General features: G+C 69.0%; 18 protein-coding genes and 1 pseudogene. 5 read left to right on the forward strand and 14 right to left on the reverse strand.

Annotated features, from left to right (window positions below; all coding sequences use genetic code 11):
• Window positions 1-28: 28 nt before the first annotated feature.
• The 8 genes from IEY89_RS34715 to IEY89_RS34750 form a co-directional block, all read right to left on the reverse strand.
• Window positions 29-1,225, reverse strand: a complete 1,197-nt coding sequence (locus IEY89_RS34715) for a cytochrome P450 (RefSeq protein ID WP_189151518.1) — start codon at window positions 1,223-1,225, stop codon at window positions 29-31.
• Between the two features lie 231 nt (window positions 1,226-1,456).
• Window positions 1,457-2,059 carry a TetR/AcrR family transcriptional regulator gene (locus IEY89_RS34720; RefSeq protein WP_189151519.1) on the reverse strand — a complete coding sequence of 201 codons (603 nt, stop codon included), beginning with the start codon at window positions 2,057-2,059 and terminating at the stop codon, window positions 1,457-1,459.
• 48 nt (window positions 2,060-2,107) lie between these two features.
• A complete protein-coding gene (locus tag IEY89_RS34725; protein ID WP_189151520.1) occupies window positions 2,108-2,953 on the reverse strand; it encodes a fumarylacetoacetate hydrolase family protein in 846 nt (281 codons plus the stop codon).
• A gap of 10 nt (window positions 2,954-2,963) precedes the next feature.
• Window positions 2,964-3,899 carry a 3,4-dihydroxyphenylacetate 2,3-dioxygenase gene (locus tag IEY89_RS34730; protein ID WP_189151521.1) on the reverse strand — a complete coding sequence of 312 codons (936 nt, stop codon included), beginning with the start codon at window positions 3,897-3,899 and terminating at the stop codon, window positions 2,964-2,966.
• Window positions 3,892-5,355, reverse strand: coding sequence for an aldehyde dehydrogenase (locus IEY89_RS34735; RefSeq protein ID WP_189151522.1), 1,464 nt, complete (start codon window positions 5,353-5,355; stop codon window positions 3,892-3,894). Before IEY89_RS34735 ends, IEY89_RS34730 begins: the two co-directional genes overlap by 8 nt.
• 33 nt (window positions 5,356-5,388) lie before the next feature.
• On the reverse strand, window positions 5,389-6,195 hold the full coding sequence (locus IEY89_RS34740; RefSeq protein WP_189151523.1) for an acetoacetate decarboxylase family protein: 807 nt from the start codon (window positions 6,193-6,195) through the stop codon (window positions 5,389-5,391).
• Between the two features lie 14 nt (window positions 6,196-6,209).
• The gene (locus tag IEY89_RS34745; RefSeq protein WP_189151524.1) at window positions 6,210-7,427 is read right to left on the reverse strand and encodes an NAD(P)/FAD-dependent oxidoreductase; all 1,218 of its coding nucleotides are present in this window, start codon (window positions 7,425-7,427) and stop codon (window positions 6,210-6,212) included.
• A gap of 2 nt (window positions 7,428-7,429) precedes the next feature.
• Window positions 7,430-7,618, reverse strand: a complete 189-nt coding sequence (locus IEY89_RS34750) for a ferredoxin (protein ID WP_189151525.1) — start codon at window positions 7,616-7,618, stop codon at window positions 7,430-7,432.
• Window positions 7,619-7,977: 359 nt separating this feature from the next.
• On the opposite strand from IEY89_RS34750, the gene IEY89_RS34755 reads away from it, so the two are divergent.
• Both IEY89_RS34755 and IEY89_RS34760 read left to right on the forward strand, forming a co-directional pair.
• On the forward strand, window positions 7,978-9,297 hold the full coding sequence (locus tag IEY89_RS34755; RefSeq protein ID WP_373287333.1) for a glutamine synthetase family protein: 1,320 nt from the start codon (window positions 7,978-7,980) through the stop codon (window positions 9,295-9,297).
• 17 nt (window positions 9,298-9,314) lie between these two features.
• Entirely contained in the window at window positions 9,315-10,601 is a 1,287-nt protein-coding gene (locus IEY89_RS34760) for a cytochrome P450 (protein ID WP_189151527.1), read from the forward strand.
• Between the two features lie 297 nt (window positions 10,602-10,898).
• Here the strand turns inward: IEY89_RS34760 and IEY89_RS34765 are convergent, their stop codons facing one another.
• On the reverse strand, window positions 10,899-11,390 hold the full coding sequence (locus IEY89_RS34765; RefSeq protein ID WP_189151528.1) for an SRPBCC family protein: 492 nt from the start codon (window positions 11,388-11,390) through the stop codon (window positions 10,899-10,901).
• The gene (locus tag IEY89_RS34770) at window positions 11,387-11,779 is read right to left on the reverse strand and encodes an ArsR/SmtB family transcription factor (RefSeq protein ID WP_229695582.1); all 393 of its coding nucleotides are present in this window, start codon (window positions 11,777-11,779) and stop codon (window positions 11,387-11,389) included. Before IEY89_RS34770 ends, IEY89_RS34765 begins: the two co-directional genes overlap by 4 nt.
• A gap of 73 nt (window positions 11,780-11,852) precedes the next feature.
• Between IEY89_RS34770 and IEY89_RS34775 the strand changes: the two are divergent.
• Window positions 11,853-12,053, forward strand: a pseudogene (locus IEY89_RS34775) (DUF6207 family protein); the annotation flags it as partial.
• A gap of 474 nt (window positions 12,054-12,527) precedes the next feature.
• On the opposite strand, the gene IEY89_RS34780 reads toward IEY89_RS34775, so the two are convergent.
• The 4 genes from IEY89_RS34780 to IEY89_RS34795 all read right to left on the reverse strand — a co-directional run bounded on the left by IEY89_RS34780 (window position 12,528) and on the right by IEY89_RS34795 (window position 15,471).
• On the reverse strand, window positions 12,528-13,163 hold the full coding sequence (locus IEY89_RS34780) for a DUF6461 domain-containing protein (protein ID WP_229695583.1): 636 nt from the start codon (window positions 13,161-13,163) through the stop codon (window positions 12,528-12,530).
• 376 nt (window positions 13,164-13,539) lie between these two features.
• Window positions 13,540-13,878 carry a thioredoxin family protein gene (locus tag IEY89_RS34785; protein ID WP_189151531.1) on the reverse strand — a complete coding sequence of 113 codons (339 nt, stop codon included), beginning with the start codon at window positions 13,876-13,878 and terminating at the stop codon, window positions 13,540-13,542.
• An 83-nt stretch (window positions 13,879-13,961) separates the two neighbouring features.
• Complete coding sequence (locus tag IEY89_RS34790) at window positions 13,962-14,111, reverse strand: hypothetical protein (RefSeq protein WP_189151532.1); 150 nt, start codon at window positions 14,109-14,111, stop codon at window positions 13,962-13,964.
• Window positions 14,112-14,331: 220 nt separating this feature from the next.
• A complete protein-coding gene (locus tag IEY89_RS34795) occupies window positions 14,332-15,471 on the reverse strand; it encodes a PucR family transcriptional regulator (protein ID WP_189151533.1) in 1,140 nt (379 codons plus the stop codon).
• 86 nt (window positions 15,472-15,557) lie between these two features.
• On the opposite strand from IEY89_RS34795, the gene IEY89_RS34800 reads away from it, so the two are divergent.
• The gene (locus IEY89_RS34800; RefSeq protein ID WP_189151534.1) at window positions 15,558-16,616 is read left to right on the forward strand and encodes a ferredoxin reductase; all 1,059 of its coding nucleotides are present in this window, start codon (window positions 15,558-15,560) and stop codon (window positions 16,614-16,616) included.
• A gap of 7 nt (window positions 16,617-16,623) precedes the next feature.
• Entirely contained in the window at window positions 16,624-17,742 is a 1,119-nt protein-coding gene (locus tag IEY89_RS34805) for a fatty acid desaturase family protein (RefSeq protein ID WP_189151535.1), read from the forward strand.
• The last annotated feature ends 15 nt before the right edge of the window (window positions 17,743-17,757 follow it).

Consider the following 17,757-nt stretch of genomic DNA (forward strand, 5'->3'; position numbering starts at 1 on the left):
TCTCTCGGTTCTCGGAGGGGTCGGGGGATCAGAGAAAACGGACGGGGAGGTGGGTGATCGTGCGCAGGAACTCGGTGTGCGCATAGGAGGGTTCACCGGCCGGCTCGACACCGGAGAACCGGTTGACGATCGAGCTGAAGACGATGCCGGCCTCGGCGCGGGCCAGGATCTGGCCGGCGCAGCCGTGCATGCCGGAACCGAAGGCCAGGTGCTGACCGGCGGCGACCGGGCGGGTGTGGTCGAAGGTGTCGGGGTCGACGAAGACCTCCGGGTCGCGGTTGGCCGAGGCGACGAGCAGGGCCAGCACCTCTCCGGCCGGTACCGTGGTGTTGCCGATGACCGTGTCCTGCGTGGTCAGGCGCACCACCATCGACTCGGGCGTGTCGATCCGCAGGATCTCGTTGATGATGCCCGGCCGTGCCTCCGGCTCGTCCCGGTAGGCGGTGAACAGCCCGGGCTGCTGAGTCATCAGCCAGATGCCGTGGTTGATCAGGTGCTTGACGTCGAGGTGGCCCACGGCGAAGAACAGGAAGATGGTGTGGACGACCTCTTCCTCGGTCATCCTGCCCTCGTCCTGCGCGGCGATGAAGGCGTCGATCAGGCCCTCGCCGGGGTGGGCTCGTTTGTCTGCCACCAGTCGGCGGATGTGCTCGGCGAACCAGGCGAACGCCTCCGTGGTGGCGCGGGCCTCCTCGTCGTTGCCGCCGGGGCCGAGGCTCAGCCCGATCTCGTAGGTCTTGCGCTGGATGGTGTCCATCTCGGTCGGCTCGATGCCGAAGATGTGGCAGGTGGTGTCGAAGGTGCACTTCAGGGAGAGGCCGTCGGCCGCGTCCAGGGTGCCGTCGCCCTTCTCCACCTCGTCGAGTACAGCCTCCACGGCGGCCCGCATCACCTGGGACCACACCTCGACCGCCTTGGGTGTGAACCAGCGGTTGGTGATCCGCCGCAGCCTCGTGTGGTCGGGGGCGTCCTTGCCGAGCATGGTGTGGTGGATCGGGATGGCCGGCCCGAAGTCGAGCTGTTGCACGCTCAGTGTGGGGTTCCGGATCAGCCGGGCGACGTCCTCGTAGCGGGAGACGACGTACAGGCCGACCGGATGCCTGTAGACAGGGTGCTCCTGCCGCAGCCGCGCGTAGTACGGGTAGGGGTCCGCACGGAAGCCGGGGTCACGGAAGGGCAGCAGATCCTCGGCGGCGGACGCGGGTCCGGCCGTGGTGACGGTCATGTCGTGACACTCCTCGTATCGGTCGCGAGACGGAGGCGGAGCTGGGGAGGAGAAGAGGGAGGGCGACCAGTGGGCCCTGCACCACCGAGAATTATCCACACGGATAATTTCGTCAATGCTTCGCGCGCACGCAATCAACTCTTTACGCCGCCGGAAACAGGCGAGTCCCCGTCGCTGGGCGACGGGGACTCGTCCTGACCTGCTGTTATGGCAGGGATTACGGCATGGCGACTACTCCGTGCCTTCACGCTGCCGGGTCAGCAGTGACCGCAGCTCCTTCAGCGCGGCCTCGGTGACGTCCGGCTCGTCGAGGACCAGCTGGTGCAGTACGAGACCCTCCAGAGCGGCGAAGACGAGCCGGGTCAGGGCAGGGCTGGTGCCGTCAGGCAGGCTGCGGGACAGCTCCCTCTCCGTGGCCTCGAAATACTCGTCGTACAACGCCCGGATCTGCGGCAGTAGCTCGGGCCTGCGCCGGGACTCGAGCATGAGCTCGTACTGGAACATCTGCATGGCCGGCTCGCGGGTGACCATGTCCGCCAGTCCCGCCGCGAAGTCCGCGATGTCACCCGTGCCGGGCTCCAGGGAGCTCGTGCTCGCGCTGGTGCGCACCGAGTGCTCGAGGGCTGCCTCGATCAGCGCGTCCCGTGAACCGAAGTGGTGCACCACGAGCCCGTGCGTGACACCCGCCTCCTCCGCGACGGCACGATAGGTGAGCCTGCGCAGCCCGCCCCGGGCCACCACGCGCACTGCCGCGTTGAGCAGGGCCTCGCGGCCGGTCCCGTAGTCCACGCGCTTGCGGGGCCTGGCGGGGGGCTTCTCGGAGGAGTTACTCATGAACGCGACCCTACCCGCGCGTCGGGACCGGCAGACCGCCCAGGGGCGTCATCGCTTCGGCGGACGGATTCCGCGGAACTCCCAGTCACCGCCGAGCGCGGTGGACAGCACCTCCTCCGATTCGGTGGGCTGGGCGCCGACGTCGGTGCGGATGGAGGTGGGGCCGGTGACGATGTGGTTGGTGAGGCGGCCCAGGCCCTCGACCTCGACCTCGACGACGTCGCCCGGCTGTACCGGGCGGGAGTTGGCGGGGGTGCCGGACAGCAGGACGTCACCGGGGTACAGGGTGATGGTGCGGGCGATGTCGGCGACGAGATAGTGCATGTCCCACTTCATCTCGTCGGTCGAACCGTCCTGGACCACCATTCCATTGACGTAGGTGCGCAGGCTCTTGCCGTGGAAGTCCCAGTCGGCGACCAGGCCGGGGCCGAGCGGGCAGAGGGTGTCGGAGCCCTTGACACGGAGCATGGAGCCGGCGTCGGTGTCGCGGAAGTCGTGCAGGCCGTAGTCGTTGGCGACGGTGTAGCCGGCGATGTACTCGCCCGCTTCGGCCGGGGAGATGTTGCGCGCGGTCTTTCCGATGACGATGGCCACCTCGCCCTCGTAGTTGAGCCACTTGCAGCCTTCGGGGCGGACGATGGCGCCCTGGTGGGAGTTGAGGGCCGAGGTCGGCTTGTGGAAGTAGGTAGGAGTGTCAGGGAGGTCGATATCGAACTCGTCGACACGGCTGCGGTGGTTGAGGTGGACCGCGATGACCTTGGAGGGCACGACCGGGGGGAGGTGCTGGGCGTCCTCGGTCTTGACACGGCGGCCGTCTGCGGCGACGAGTTCGTCACCGTCGACGGTGACCTGGACGACGGCGCCGTCGAGGAGGATGCGGCGGTATTCGGGCATGGCAGTACTCCTAGATACGGCTGTGAGGGTTGTGCGCGGAGGGGGAGGCGGGCATGCCGGCGCCGGTCCAGCCGTCGGTCGGGCGGTCGAACCAGAGGTGGACCTGACCGGTGCCGATGGAGTTCTCGTACTCGCCGTACTGGCGGGCCTTGGCGACGCACGCCTGTTCCCCGAGGGCACCGGCCAACATCAGGTAGTGGAAGAACTTCGCCTCGGGCCTGTACTTCGAGAACTCCGGCATGGTGTCGAGGACCTGGTCGTGACGGCCCTGCTTGAACCAGGCGATCCGCTCGTGGTCGGCCTCGCGCGCCTCGGGCGTGGAGATGTGCACCGGGTCGCTCGACTCGTGGTCGCGCAGCTCGCGCAGCGGCCAGAAGGTGTGCGACAGCGCACCGGAGGCGATAAGCAGGACCCGGCGGCCCGGGGTGGCGGCGATGCCGTCGGCCAGCGCCCGGCCCAGCCGCAGGTGATCCTCCATGTCCCCGGTCTGACAGACCCCGATGGTCACCCACCGCTTGTCCGGCAGCCCCTCCCCGAGGAACTTCCAGAGGTTGATGGTGGCGTAGTAGATCGGCAGGTACTCGTCATCGATCGCGGTGATCCAGGTGCCATGCTTGTCGGCGAACTTCTCGATGTTCTGAGCCAGTTCCTGGTCGCCCGGGAAGTCGTACGGCATCCGGCACATGCCGCGTGGCAGTTCCTCGGAGGTGAAGAGACCGGCCCTGCGCTGCTGGGCGCTGACGACGAACTCGACCGTCGTGGCCCAGTGGGAGTCCAGGACGACGACGGTGTCGTAGTCGTCGCGCTCGAAGACGTCCTTGCGGAGCTGGCGCAGGCCGGTGACGAGGGTGATCTCCTTGCCCCCGTTCAGCTCCAGCCGGTCCTCCTCGGGCAGCACGATGGTGGGGACGTGGGCGAGCAGGCCCGCCCCGACGATCTCACCCATGGTTCTTCCATCCGTCCGGTGCGGTCACGGTGTTCCTGAGGTCGCAGTAGAAGTCGAAGCTCCAGGTGCCGCCCTCGCGGCCGACGCCCGAGTGGCGGGAGCCGCCGAAGGGGGCCCGCAGGTCGCGGACAAAGAAGCAGTTGACCCACACCGTGCCCGCGACGAGCTGCCCGGTGACGCGTTCGGCACGCTCGGGGTCGCCGGTGGCCACGGTGGCGGCCAGGCCGAAGCGGGTGTCGTTCGCGAGGCGGACGGCCTCCTCTTCGGTGCTGAAGGTCTGCAGTGTCAGGACAGGGCCGAAGACCTCCTCCTGCACGATCTCCGAGTCCTGGGCGACGTCGGTGAGCAGGGTCGGCGCGTAGTACCGGCCAGCCACCCGGTGGCCGCCGATGACCGCACGAGCACCGGCCGCCACGGCCCGCTGCACGAAGCCGTCGATCTTCTCCAGCTGGCGGAGATGGATGTTGGGCCCGATGTCGGTGGCCTCGTCGCGCGGGTCGCCCTGCGTCAGCGTGCTCGCCTTCTCGACGAACCGGCGCGTGAACTCCTCGGCGACCGACTCCTCGACCAGGAAGCGCGTCGCGGCCAGGCACACCTGTCCGGCGTTGTCGTACTGCTCCACCGCCAGGTCGACGGCCAGGTCCAGGTCCGCGTCGGCGAACACCAACAGCGGTGACTTGCCCCCCAGTTCGAGACTCAAGGGCGTGAGGTTCGCGGCCGCCGACTCTGCGATGCGCTTGGCCGTGGGCACCGAGCCGGTGAAGCTGATCCGGCGCACGTCGGGATGCGAGGTCAGGGCGTCACCGATCTCCGAGCCGTATCCCTGTACGACGTTCAGCACCCCGGCCGGCACCCCGGCCTCGGCGGCGATGTCGGCCAGCAGGGAGGCAGTCAGCGGGGTCCACTCGGCGGGCTTGAGGATCACCGTGTTGCCGGCCGCGAGAGCCGGGGCGAGCTTCCAAGTGGCCAGCATCAGGGGGGCGTTCCACGGGGTGATCAGCACGGAGGGGCCCGCTGGGTCCCAGCTGACGTGGTTGGTGTGCCCGCGCGTCTCGAAGTCCTCGTGCTCCAGTTTCAGCAGCCAGTCCGCGAAGAAGCGGAAGTTGTGGGCGACGCGGGGCATGACGCCCCGGCGGTGGGAGCGCAGAAGGGCTCCGTTGTCGGTGGTCTCGACGATGGCGAGCTCGTCGATCCGCTTCTCGACCCCGTCGGCGACGGCATGCAGGATGCGGGCGCGTTCCGCGCGGGAGGTGGCCGCCCAGGCGGGGAACGCGGCCTTCGCGGCGGCCACGGCGGCGGCTGCCTCCATGGCCGTGCCTCGGGAGATGCCGCCGATCGTGCTGCCGTCGATGGGCGAGACGTCCGGGAACGTCTGTGTCGAAGCGACGCGCTCGCCGCCGATCCAGTGCCGGGCGTCGACGGCGACCCCGGCAACGGTGATGGTGTGTTCGCTCATGCTCTGCTCCTCCGGTCTCACGGGTGGCGTGGTCTACTCGGCGCCGGAGCTGCCGGATTCCAGCAGTCGGCCGCCGTCCCAGACGACGCCGACCTGGCGGTAGTAGGCGGCGATCGGCTCGCGGATCTCCAGGCGGGCCAGTTCTTCGGTGGGCGCCTCGAACAGCTCCAACTCGGCGTCGCCGCGCCATGCCTGTCCCGCCTCGAAGGACGCGGCGCCCGACTCGATCAGCTCGTCCAGAGCGAGGCCTTTGCCCTTCTCGATGGAGGGCAGCCAGCGGTGGTGTGCCATCGGGTGGGCGTTGACGAAGCCATTCGTCTCCGACGGCCCGCGCAGGGTGACCACGGTCTGGGCCAGGCGCCGGTCGGCGGCGGCGAGCGTGGCGCCGAAACGGGCCCCCGCCTCGATGCGCGGAGCGGGGCCGTACGGGTGCGGGCGGGTCTGGTGGATCGAGCCGAGCTTCTTCGGGTAGCCCTGGTGCAGCCCGCGCGCGATGGCGAAGTCCTTGTCCACCCAGATGTAGACACATCGCGAGTACGTCTCGCCGCGGTACTTGCAGCGGACGACCGCGAACGCCTCCTTGTACTGGGAGAGCACGGGATCGAGCAGCTCCTCGCCGGACGCCGAGCAGGACTGCCAGTCGGCCCAGATCAGCGCCACCGCGCCCGGGTCCTCGTCGGCGAGCTCCAGTGGCTCGGGAAGCAGTTCACGCACGCGTGCCGGGTCGGTGCGGTACTCGACGGTGAGCAGGTCCCCGGAGTACCGCCAGGGCGGTGAGGGGACCAGCGACGAGGCACCGCTCGCCGTCTTGGGGGAGAAGAATCCACGGACGGTGTTCATGATCAGCGAAGTCCTTAGGCGGTGAGGGCGGGCTGCTCGAGCAGTTCGGCGCGGTATCGGGAGGCGGCGGCCGCCGCGGCCTGACCGCCGAGGGCGACGACACCGGCCAGCCGGCCGCCGGCGTGGTAGCCGACGACGACATCAGCGTCGAGGTCGCCGTCCAGGACTCGTACGTCCTCCTTGCCGAGTACCGGTGCGCCGAAGGACTGCAGGCGGAAGTCGTGCTGGTCGCTCCAGAAAGTGGGCAGCGGCGCGAACGGGGACAGCCCGTGGCTGGTGCCGGTCAGCTGGGCGACGAGGGTCTTCGCGGCGTGCTTGGCGGTGTCCGTGGGGATGCACCAGTGCTCCACACGACGCGGTACGCCGTCGTAGCGGGCGTTGGGGAAGCGGGCAACGTCACCGACGGCCACCACGTCGGGCCGTCCGCCGACGCGCAGGTGCTCGTCGGCGAGCACGCCGTCGCTCAGGTCGAGGCCGTTGCCGTCCAGCCACTCGGTGTTGGCGACCGACCCGACCGACTCGACCACCGCGTCAGCGGGAAGGACGGTGCCGTCACCGAGGGCAACGCCGGTGACGTGGTTGTCGCCGGTGAAGCCGGTCACGCCCGTGCCGAGGGCGAAGCGCACGCCGCGCGCCTCGTGGCGCTTCAGCAAGGCCCTGGCGAGGAGCTCGCCGAGGGGGCCGACCATCGGCAGGGGCAGTGGGTCGACGACAGTCACCTCCCGGGCGCCCAGAGCGACGGCGGTGGCGGCGACCTCGCAGCCGATGAAGCCGCCTCCGACGACGACTACGCGGGTTCCGGGCCTGGTCAGGGCCTGCCGCAGATCCTGCGCGTCGTCGATGGTGCGGACCGTGTGCCGGCCCGCGAGCGGGCCGGGGCAGCGCAGGCGCCGGGGCCGCATTCCGGTGGCGACGACCAGACCGTCGTACGAGAGTGCCTCGCCGCCGTCGAACTCGACGATGTTCTCCGCGAGCCGGGTGGCGACGATCTTGGTGCCCAGCCGCCACTCCGCGTCGGCCACGCTCGCGCGAGGGCGGAAGGCGAGTGACTCGAAGGGTGCCTTGCCGGCCAGGACCTCCTTGGACAGGGGTGGCCGGTTGTAGGGCATGTGCGGCTCGTCACCGACGAGCGTGATGGCTTCGGTCCAGCCGGCTGCCCGCAACTGCTCGGCCGCGCGCAGGCCGGCCATGGAGGCGCCGGCCACGACGATGCGTGCATTCCTCGAAGTCATGGTCAGCCCTCGATACGGATGGCCTGGAGCGGACACACGTCGGCGGCTTCCTCGACCTCGTCGCGCAGCGCGTCGTCGAGGTCGGGGACGTAGGCCAGGTGGCCGCTGTCGTCCATGGAGAAGACATCGGGGGCGGCGAAGACGCACTGGCCGTGGTCCTGGCACTTGTTCATGTCGACGACGACCTTCATGGCCGGTCCTCCTGAGAGTGAGGGCGTCAGGGCGGGGGGCGAAGGGAGGAAGAGGGGCCCGACCGCTGTCGGCCGGGCCCCGGCCAAGGGTCCGGCAACTGACCGGGCCCTTACTCATTTGGCTTCAAACAACATAGGAAGCCACTTGACTCTGGTCAATACCTATCCATGCGGATACTTTTTTTCCTGCCCCCTCTTGCGGGGTGCCCGTAGCCCTCATACCGTTTGGCCTCAAACAAGCCGGTCCGTACGCCGCGCCCCCACTCGTACCAACCCTCTGACTCCCCTCACCATCCACACCCCTAGCGCCCGAGGAGACATCGGTGAGCGCAGACCCAACCCCCAGCCTCCGTCAGCACATGCAGCGGCTCGCCGCCGACGGCATCGACGTGGTGCGCGTGACCTATCCCGACCTGATCGGCACCGACCGAGCGCGCGACGTGTTGCTGGACCACCTGCCGTCGGCCTGCGACCACGGCCTGGCCTTCTGCCGGGCCGTGTACCACACCAGCCCCCAGGGCCACGTGGTCCCCGTCTCCGGCGGTCTCGACGCCGGCCTGCCCGACATCACCGTCCGACCGGACCTGGACACCCTGATCCCCCTCCCCTGGGAACCCGGCGTCGCCTCCTGCCTCGCCGACGTCACCGATCCGGCCACCGGCCTGCCCGCGCCCGAGTCACCCCGCGATCTGCTGCGCACCGTCCTCGACCGATGTGCCGAACACGGCATGCGTCCGGTCGTCGGCCCCGAGCTCGAGTACTTCCTCTGCGACGAGGCCCCGGCCTCCCCGAGCGGCTGGAAGCGTTACTCGGGCGCCACCGGCGTCGTCTACACCGCCGGTCTGCGCGCCGACGGCGACAATCACCTGCTTCGCACGCTGCGTCTGCTGCGGGACATGAACATCGGCGTCACCAGCGGAAACCACGAATTCGACGGCGGCCAGTTCGAGATCAACCTCACCCACTCCGACGCCGGGTCCGCCGCCGACCGCGCCTTCCGCTTCAAGTCCGCGATCAAGGAACTGGCCCGGAAGGAGGGCAAACTCGCCACCTTCATGGCCAAGCCGTTCAACGACGCCGGAGGCTCCGGTTTCCACCTCCACCTGTCCTGCGACAACGACGAGGGCGGCAACTCCTTCGACGATCCCGCCGGGCCGTACGGGCTGTCCGCCACCGCTCGCCACGCCGTCGCCGGCATCCTCGCCCACGCCCCGGCCCTGACCGCACTGGCCAACCCGACCGTGAACTCCTACAGGCGTTTCGGCCCGGACACCCTCGCCCCCTGGCTGATCGACTGGGGCCTGGACAACCGCAGCGCCATGGTCCGCATCCCGCCCGAGCGCGGCTCCGGCGCCCGGTTCGAACTGCGCCTCGGTGACGCCAGCGCCAACCCGTATCTACTGATCGCGGGCACGGTCGCCGCCGCGCTGCTCGGGGTTCTGACCGGTGAGGAACCCCCCGCCCCACTGGAGGGGTACGGCTACGACACCGCCAGGGCAGCCGTGCTGCCCATGAGCCTGCCGGCCGCGCTGGACGCCCTGGAAGCTGACACGGAGCTGACCGACGTCCTCGGCAAGGACTTCACCGCCTCGTTCCTCTCCTACAAGCGCAACGAGATCGAACGCTTCCAACGGCACGTCACCGACTGGGAGTTCACCGAGTACGCCTACCACCTGTGACAACTGGGAGCCATACGATGACGACCGAGACCCCGACCGCCGCCGTGAACGAACCGATGCCACTGGCAGACGTCAACCTCGCCGATCTGGACAACTTCACCGACGGCATCACCCCATGGCGGATGTTCCACACCCTGCGCCACCAGGACCCGGTCCACTGGCAGCCCGAGGGGGGCCCCAACTCCGGCTTCTGGGCCGTGACCCGCCACGCCGACATCGCCCGCGTCGACCGTGACGCCGAGACCTTCACCTCCACGAAGTTCGTCAACCTCGAAGAGGTCGACGATGACCAGATCAAGACCCGCGCCTCCATCCTGGAGCTGGACGGTGTCCGCCACCGCGCGCTGCGCAGTCTGCTCCAGCGCCAGTTCGGCGCGAGCGTCATCAACAGCTACACCGACTTCCTGCGTGGCCTGACCGCCACCACGCTGGACGCGGCGCTGGCCAAGGGGACCTTCGACTTCGTCAAGGAAGTCTCCGCCGACTTCCCCATCAACGTCCTCGCCCGCCTCCTCGACGTTCCGCCACAGGACAACCAGCAACTCATCGACTGGGGCAACCGCATCATCGGCAACACCGACCCCGACTACGCCGACGTCCTGCTGGACAGTGCGGAGAGCGAGCAGTACCGGCACCTGCCCTTCCGCTCGCCCGCCTCGCTTGAGGTCTTCGAATACGGCCGTGAGCTGGCCCGGCAACGGCGCGGCGGCGACGGCACCGACCTGGTGTCCAAGCTGGTCAACACCACCCCGAAGGACGGTGTGCCACTCTCGCCACAGGACTTCGACAACTACTTCCTGCTCCTCGTCGTGGCCGGCAACGAGACCACCCGCCACACCATCACCCACTCCATGCTGGCCCTCCTCCAGCACCCCGACCAACTGGCCCGCCTCAAGGACGACCCGTCCCTGATTCCCGTCGCGGTGGAGGAGTTCCTGCGCTGGGCCTCCCCCGTCTACCACTTCCGCCGCACCGCCACCCGGGGCGTCGAACTCGGCGGCAAGCGGATCAAGGAGGGCGACAAGGTCGTCATGTGGTACGCCTCCGGCAACCGCGACGAGGCGACCTTCGGCAACCCGTACGACTTCGACGTGACCCGCGCCGACAACGACCACGTCACCTTCGGCAAGGGCAGCCCCCACCTGTGCCTGGGCAACCTGCTCGCCCGCACCGAGATCCGCATCATGTTCGAGGAGCTGATCCCGCGCCTCGCCGACATCCGCCTTGCCGGCGATGTCCCACGCGTACGCTCCAACTTCGTCAACGGCATCAAGAAGCTGCCGGTCGAGGTGACCCTCGCCTGACCAGCGCCGGGGCCGAGCCGGGCGGAAGCGTGCCGCAGCCCACCGCGTGCGGCCGTCGAGGCCTCGGAGACCGTCCGGGCGGGCTCAGACCTACGAGCCTGTCGCCACAGGTGAGGACGGCTTCGGCTTCCCCGGCCTCTGGCAGCAGACTCACCCTCACGGCCTTCGTCGTGGTCACATGCACCTTGGTCGGAGCACACGATCAAGCGAAGGTCGCCCCCACGTCCGGCGAACCCCCAGGTGAGAGACTCAGCTCGAGACGCCGTTCGAGGCCGGGAGGAAAGAAAGAGGACAAGCTCAGGCCAGGGACTCGAAGTATGCCTTCTGCGCGGGGTAGTAGTCCTCGAAGTCAGGCCGTGGCCCGCCCGTGCGTGCGGCGGTGAGCATGTCCAGGTAGTACTCCCAGCCCGGGCCGGTGTCGCCGAGGTGCTCTGTGGAGGCGAGGTGATGGACCAGCCGGAGTTCGGTGGTGCCGTCGTTCTCGGCCACCAGCAGCTCCATCGACCAGGATCCGGCCTCGTCCTCCATCGAGACGGCGAGTCGGTGCGGCGGTTCACAGGCTTCGATTCGCAGTGGGCACCAGGGCGCCGACTCCTCAAACACCAGCTGCACCTCGACGGTGAGGCCGGCCGCCGCCTGGCCGCGCCACGGGCCGAACCAGCGGCTGGTGCGCTCCGGCTCGGTGACACTCGCCCAGACGTCGTCGGCGGAGGCGCGGTAGCTGCGGGTAAGGATCAGGTCGTGCCCCGTCGGCGTGGGGATGAGTTGTCCGGTGGGCTCAAGGGTCATGCCGTGTCCTCCTTGGAGTGGCGCGCGGTGGGCTGATCGCTAGCGGGCTCAGCCCGATTACGGTCCCGTCGGGTGCGGTAGACCTCCGTCTCCAACGCGGCCAGCCGCTGCGGCCAGTCGACACGCTGGGTGTCGAACTGAGTGAGCCAGGCGGCGAGGTCACCGAGCCGGGGACGGACGAGGGAGTAACGCCGATGGCGTCCGATCTGCTCGTCCCGGACCAAGCCGCTCTCCCGCAGCACGCGCAGGTGACGGCTGACCGCGGGTCGGCTGATGGCGAACCGGGCAGCAATGTCGCCTGCCGTCAGCGGGGTACGGTGCAACATCATCAGGACCTCCCGGCGCACCGGATCGGCGATGGCGTCGGCCACCTTGCTCAGGTCGTCCACACCAGAAGCGTAACCCATAGGTTACGCGTTCAAGAGGGCCAGCCTCTGAAGCCGGCGCGGAGCGCCGGGGACTGCCGTGGTGGAGATCGCCGCGTGCGACGACCAGACCGCCTTCGCCGTCCAGGAACTGCTCGCCGCGCGGTGGGTGACCGCAACGGCGGACCGTACGACCCGGGATCCGAGACAGCCCGGCGTCCGGCTGCGCTGCTACCTGGACGTGCGCCAGGAGCTCCCCCCACAGCACCGGACAGGCGAGGCGGGCGAGGTGTCGTAGCGCGCTGACCTGCCGTGGTCGGGGCGGTGGCCAGCGGTGCCCCGGTCGTGGTCGGGGCGATGGTCGGGGCTCACGCGCCACTCGGTTTGCGGACGGACCGGCTGGGTGGAAGGCATGGAGCTGTGACGTGGACTGCCGCAACCGATGCTCGCCGCCCTCGTGCCCGACCCGGCTCTGCTGCCAGGGTGGGGTGGACAGCCGAAGTGGGAGGGGTTCGGGGCGCTGCTCTCCGCCGACGCGGGGCGGGTGGTGCTGTGTTCGAGGTGCGGCGCTGAGATGGGGCCGGTTCTTTCTCCACTTTGTTCTGTTGCATGTGGGGTGTCAGGTGGTGGGAAAGCAACAGGTCAGATCGGATGTTGGCCCGGCAGGAAGGGACAACAGAGGGACAAGCTCTGTTCTTCGAGGCCTGAATCCACGAAGTTCTGTGGTCGTGTTCCACCAGCGGGACACAGGACGTGGCTATCCGGGGCGTCGTCAGGTGAAAGCGGCTGCCGGAAGCTCGGCCTCCGCCTCCTCACAGGGGAGGTAGATGCCGAGCTCGCCTTCCAGGAACCGCAGGAACGTGACATCGCCCAGCTCGTCACCGTTGTGCACGAAGCCGAGCGCCACCTCGGCTGGGGCCCCGTTCGTCAGGTGCGGCAGGCCAGGCTCGAAGGACGTCACCGCATCGCCGCGGCAGGCATAGTCGACGCGGCTGAAGCCCTTCGCGTTGCGATGCACGCAGAACGCCCGTCCCCGCTCGGACAGCGCCGCGAGGTGCGTGCCCGTCCGGCAGTGGAATTCCTCCAGCGCATACGCCCAGCCCGCCACCGTGCCCGCTCGGACGATGGTGTCGGGCGGGGCGGGCAGAAAGCCGGCGCTTGTCAGCTGGGCAACCGCCGCTTCGTCTTCCCAGTCCAGGAAGTCGAGGTCACTGATGTGGTCCTCCTCATCCCTCAGCAGCAGCTCGTACGCTGCGGAGCGGGTGAGCGGGACGATGTGGCGCTCCTCGGCGCCGACGCGGCGCAGCAGCTCGTACGGCGAGAGGCCCTCGCCGAGGGTGAACGTGAAGCTGGTGCTGTAGGCATCGGCTATCCAGCCCAGCCCGTTCTCCATCTGTCCCCGGTTCATCAAACCGCCCTCGCCGCACGGTGACCGCCTCGATGACGGCCGCTGCCAGCAGAATCTAGCGCTCAGTACCGACACCAACTTGCGGTGGGACAAGCAGAGTCCAGAGGCGATCGGGCACCTGCGGAACCTGCCAACACCGTGCTGGCCGTACGGACGCACTCACCTCCTGCTCATCGGCGCAAGCAACAACAGCCACTCGATACAGAAGGTCGGTCGTCCCCGAGGTAGTCGCCGGTACCGCGCAGCTGCCGGACGCGACAGCGCTGGACGGCGTCATGTGACCTGTGAGGGTGTCTCAGTCCCAAGGTGTCTCAGACGGCGCAGCTCCCACAGACGAGACCTGACGGGCGTCGCGACCACGTTCCGCAGCGGCCGTTCAGAGGTGGCCGTCCAGGAACTTGCGCACCTCGGTGATGGTCATAGGCCCCGCGCCGTGCGCCACCGCCTCCCCCTCCTTCAGCAGGACGTAGGACGGGGCCCCGGTGATCCCGTACCGATCGGTCGCGGCCGGACAACGCGTGATGTCGGCGCGGACGGCCGTCAGGCGGCCCGTGTAGTCGTCGGCGATGCCACCCACGACGAGGTCCATCACCCGGCAGGGCTCGATTGCCTTGGGCCATGTCCCGGTGAAGTATGCGAAGACCGGAACTCCGCTCATCCCGAGGATGAAATTGAACTCCGCGTCCTCACGGGGTCGGTGAACCCACTTCGCCATGGAAGCTCCTGACCTCATGTTCCGTCATTCCATCCCCATCATCCCTCGCGCGGTGTGCCAGGCCGGCCCCGCCGGTCGTCCGGTCACCCACCCGCAGCCCGCCGCGCCCGTGGGTCAGCTTGTTCCAGGACAGCGCCCTCCACGACGGCAGGAAAGCCGTTTTCCAGGGCATACCGGTGCAGGTCGCCGACCAGATCCTCGGTGAGCGCGTCGACGAGCGGGCCGGTGCGCATCGTCCACCGGATCCGGTCGAGCCGTATCCGCCACCGCGCTTCTCAGAGGCAGCGCCCCCGACGGGCTTCCCGAGGCCTTGTCCGGTCGTCGCATCAACCCCGGCTCTCAGCCGGCTGACACCGCTCTTCCCCGGGAAGCACGAGCCAGCTGGTCACACCGAGAACGAGGCACGGTTCCTGGACCGCTCGCGGACGCGGTCATGGACAGTCGACGTACAGGTCAGCTGACCCGAAGACCGACCGCCAGCGTCAGTTCAAGGACCCGGTGTGGCGATGCGAGATCCGGAAACAGCTCCCGCAGCTGCGACATCCGGTACCGGACCGTCTGGGGATGGACGAACAACGCCGCCGCCACCTCGTCCCGCCTGCCCTGGTGCAGCAGCCACGCCCGCAACGTCTCCTCCAGCCGCCGTGCGGTCGCGACAGGCAAGGTCCGCAACGGTGCGAGGGCCCGGGCACGCAGGTCTGCGAACGCGTCCACGTCGGCGCTCAGCACCAGCTCGGGCAGGTGGTCCTCGGTGTCGCGGATATCAGAGGAGAGGGAGCGCGCGCGTACGGCTCGTGCGTACGAGGCGGACGCACGAGTCCATGGCCGGGCCGGGCCGACCACGGCGGTGCGGCCGGTCAGCTGCCGCAAGAGATGTGATCGGTCGGCATCGGGGACGAGCAGCACACCGGTGGCGTCCGGCAGATCGTCGAGGACGAGGGCCCTCGGGTCGAGCGCGCGGTAGGCAGGCCGGGCCTGGGCGGCGGGCAGCAGGACCGCGGTCAGCGAAACCGGAGGCTGCCACCCGGCCCGTTGAACAGAGGCCAGCAGCACGTCCGGGCTCGCGCCGGCGAGGAGGTCGCGGGCCAGGTGTTCCAGGTGGCGCTCGTGGGCCCTGCCCCGAGCGGCGAGTTCGTCGGCGTGGCCCGCGGCGCTCGCGGCGGAGAGCTCGTCGATGTACGCGAAGGTCAGCTCGGCGAACTTGGCGACCTCGGCGGCGGGCAGACCTGCGGGGACGGCACCCGCTGCCAGGCATCGCCAGGCCACGCGGGCGCCGACGCGGTAGGCGCTGAGCAGGGCGTCCATCGAACGGCCGTCGCGCACCTCGCCGCGGCCCAGCTCGTAGGCCGCGTCACCCGCGTCGCCGCCCGTGGCGTTCCCGCTCGCGAGGTCCAGGTAGTGCCCCAGGGCGGTATGGACGGCTCGGCGGATGGTGTCGCCCATACGGCCCGCAAGGGCGTTGGCGTAGGGAGGGACCTCGTCGATGATCGCCTCGACGACCTCGTCGGCGGTGGTCCTCAGCGCGGCCCGAAGCGCGGTGACCGTCGTCTCGTCCAGGGCCAGTTCGCTGGCCCTCCGGATTGCATGGCTCACGTTTTGTTCCCTGCGAACAATTCAGTCGACCAGATTTACGTCCTGCGGTCAGGACTTTACGCCCTGAGGCGCAGCAGGCTGGAGTCATGACGAGTACAGCCCTCCGCAGCAGGGCGTGGAAACTGCTGGAGATGGTCACGACGCCGCTGCTGCCGTCGGACTACCTCGACCTGGTCAGCCCGCTGCGTGCGGGCGCCGACCTGCGTGGGCGCATCGAGGCCGTGCACCCCGAGACGGGTGACGCCGCGACCATCGTGATCAGGCCGGGACGGGGCTGGCGCGGCCACACAGCCGGTCAGTACGTGCGGATCGGGGTCGACGTCGACGGGGTGCGCCTGTGGCGTGCCTACTCCCTCACCTCGCCGACAGACCGCCAGGACGGCCGCGTCACGATCACCGTGAAGGCGATCCCGGACGGCAAGGTCAGCAACCACCTGGTCCGCAGGGCGAAACCGGGCACGCTGATCCAGCTCGACCAGGCGACCGGTGACTTCGTGCTGCCGCAGGCCAAGCCCGCCAAGGTGCTCTACCTGACGGCCGGCAGCGGCATCACGCCCGTGATGGGCATGCTGCGCGACATCGAGTTCGACGATGTCGTCATGATCCACTGCGCGCCACAGCCGCAAGACGTCATCTTCCGCAACGAACTGCACGACCTGGTCGCGGACAGGAAGCTGCGGCTCACCGAGGTGCACACCGACACAGACGGCATGCTCGACATCGCCCGTCTCGACGAACTCGTGCCCGACTGGGCCGAGCGTGAGACCTGGGCCTGCGGGCCCGCGGGCCTGCTCGACGCCGCCGAAGAGCACTGGACCGAGCACGGCCTCCAGGAGTGCCTGCACACCGAACGCTTCCGCCCCAGCATCGTCGTCGCCGGTGACGGCGGCGGTGAGGTCACGTTCAGCGCCAGCGGCAAGACCGTCGACGCGGACGGCGCCACGCCGTTGCTGGACATCGGCGAGGAGGCCGGCGTGCTCATGCCCTCCGGGTGCCGCATGGGCATCTGCTTCGGCTGCGTCACACCGCTCAAGGCGGGCGCCGTCCGCGACCTGCGCACCGGCGAGATCACCGAGGCCGAGCCGGGCGTCCTCATCCAGACCTGCGTGTCCGCCGCGGCGGGCCCCTGCGACATCGAACGGTAGGAGCACCTTGACCGCCACCGACCCCACCGCCCACCTGACCCCGGAGCAGATCGAGGAGCTGGGCCGCGAACTGGACGCGATCCGCGACGAGGTGATCGCCGACCGCGGCGAGAAAGACGCCGCCTACATCCGTAAGGTCATCTCGGCGCAGCGCAAGCTCGAGCTGGTCAGCAGGGGCGTGCTGCTGTTCTCGATCTTCCCGCCCGCGTGGCTGCTCGGCACCGCCGGTCTGTCCGTGGCGAAGATCATGGACAACATGGAGATCGGCCACAACGTCCTGCACGGCCAGTGGGACTGGATGCGGGACCCTAAGATCCACTCCACCACCTGGGAGTGGGATCACGTCTCGCCGTCCGAGCAGTGGAAGCACTCGCACAACGAGCTGCACCACACGTACACCAACGTGATCGGCAAGGACAACGACCTCGGCTACGGCATCATGCGCGTCGACGAGGACCAGAGGTGGCACCCGTTCCACCTCGGCCAGCCGCTGTGGAACTTCCTCAACGCCTGCTTCTTCGAGTACGGCATCGCAGCGTACGACCTGGAGCTCGGCAAGAACCTGCACAAGCGCCGCCGCAAGAACCCGGAGTTCCGCGCGCGGGCCAAGGCCGTGGGCCGCAAGATCCGCAAGCAGGTGCTCAAGGACTACGTGATCCACCCTCTGCTGTCGGGCCCGTCGTTCCTCACCACGCTCGCCGCCACGTTCACCGCGAACCTGGTCCGCAACATCTGGACCCACTCGGTGATCATGTGCGGGCACTTCCCCGAGGGCGTACAGGTCTTCGAGCGCCGGTCGATCAAGGGCGAGACGCGCGGCCAGTGGTACCTGCGCCAGATGATGGGCTCGGCGAACATCAGCGGCAGCAAGGCCATGCACTTCATGACCGGCAACCTGTCGCACCAGATCGAGCACCACCTGTTCCCGGACCTGCCGAGCAACCGGTACGCCGAGGTCGCGGTGAAGGTGCGCGCCCTGTTCGAGAAGTACGAGCTGGAGTACGTCACCGGCCCGCTGCCCAAGCAGGTGTTCTCCGCGTGGCACAAGGTCTTCCGGCTCTCGCTGCCGAACAAGAAGCCCATGGTCAAAACACCGGACCGCGAGCAGGAGCTCGCCGCCGCCTGATTCCCGGTATTGGTT

Origin of the sequence: Streptomyces lacrimifluminis (assembly GCF_014646095.1) — a bacterium.
Lineage (GTDB): Bacteria > Actinomycetota > Actinomycetes > Streptomycetales > Streptomycetaceae > Streptomyces > Streptomyces lacrimifluminis.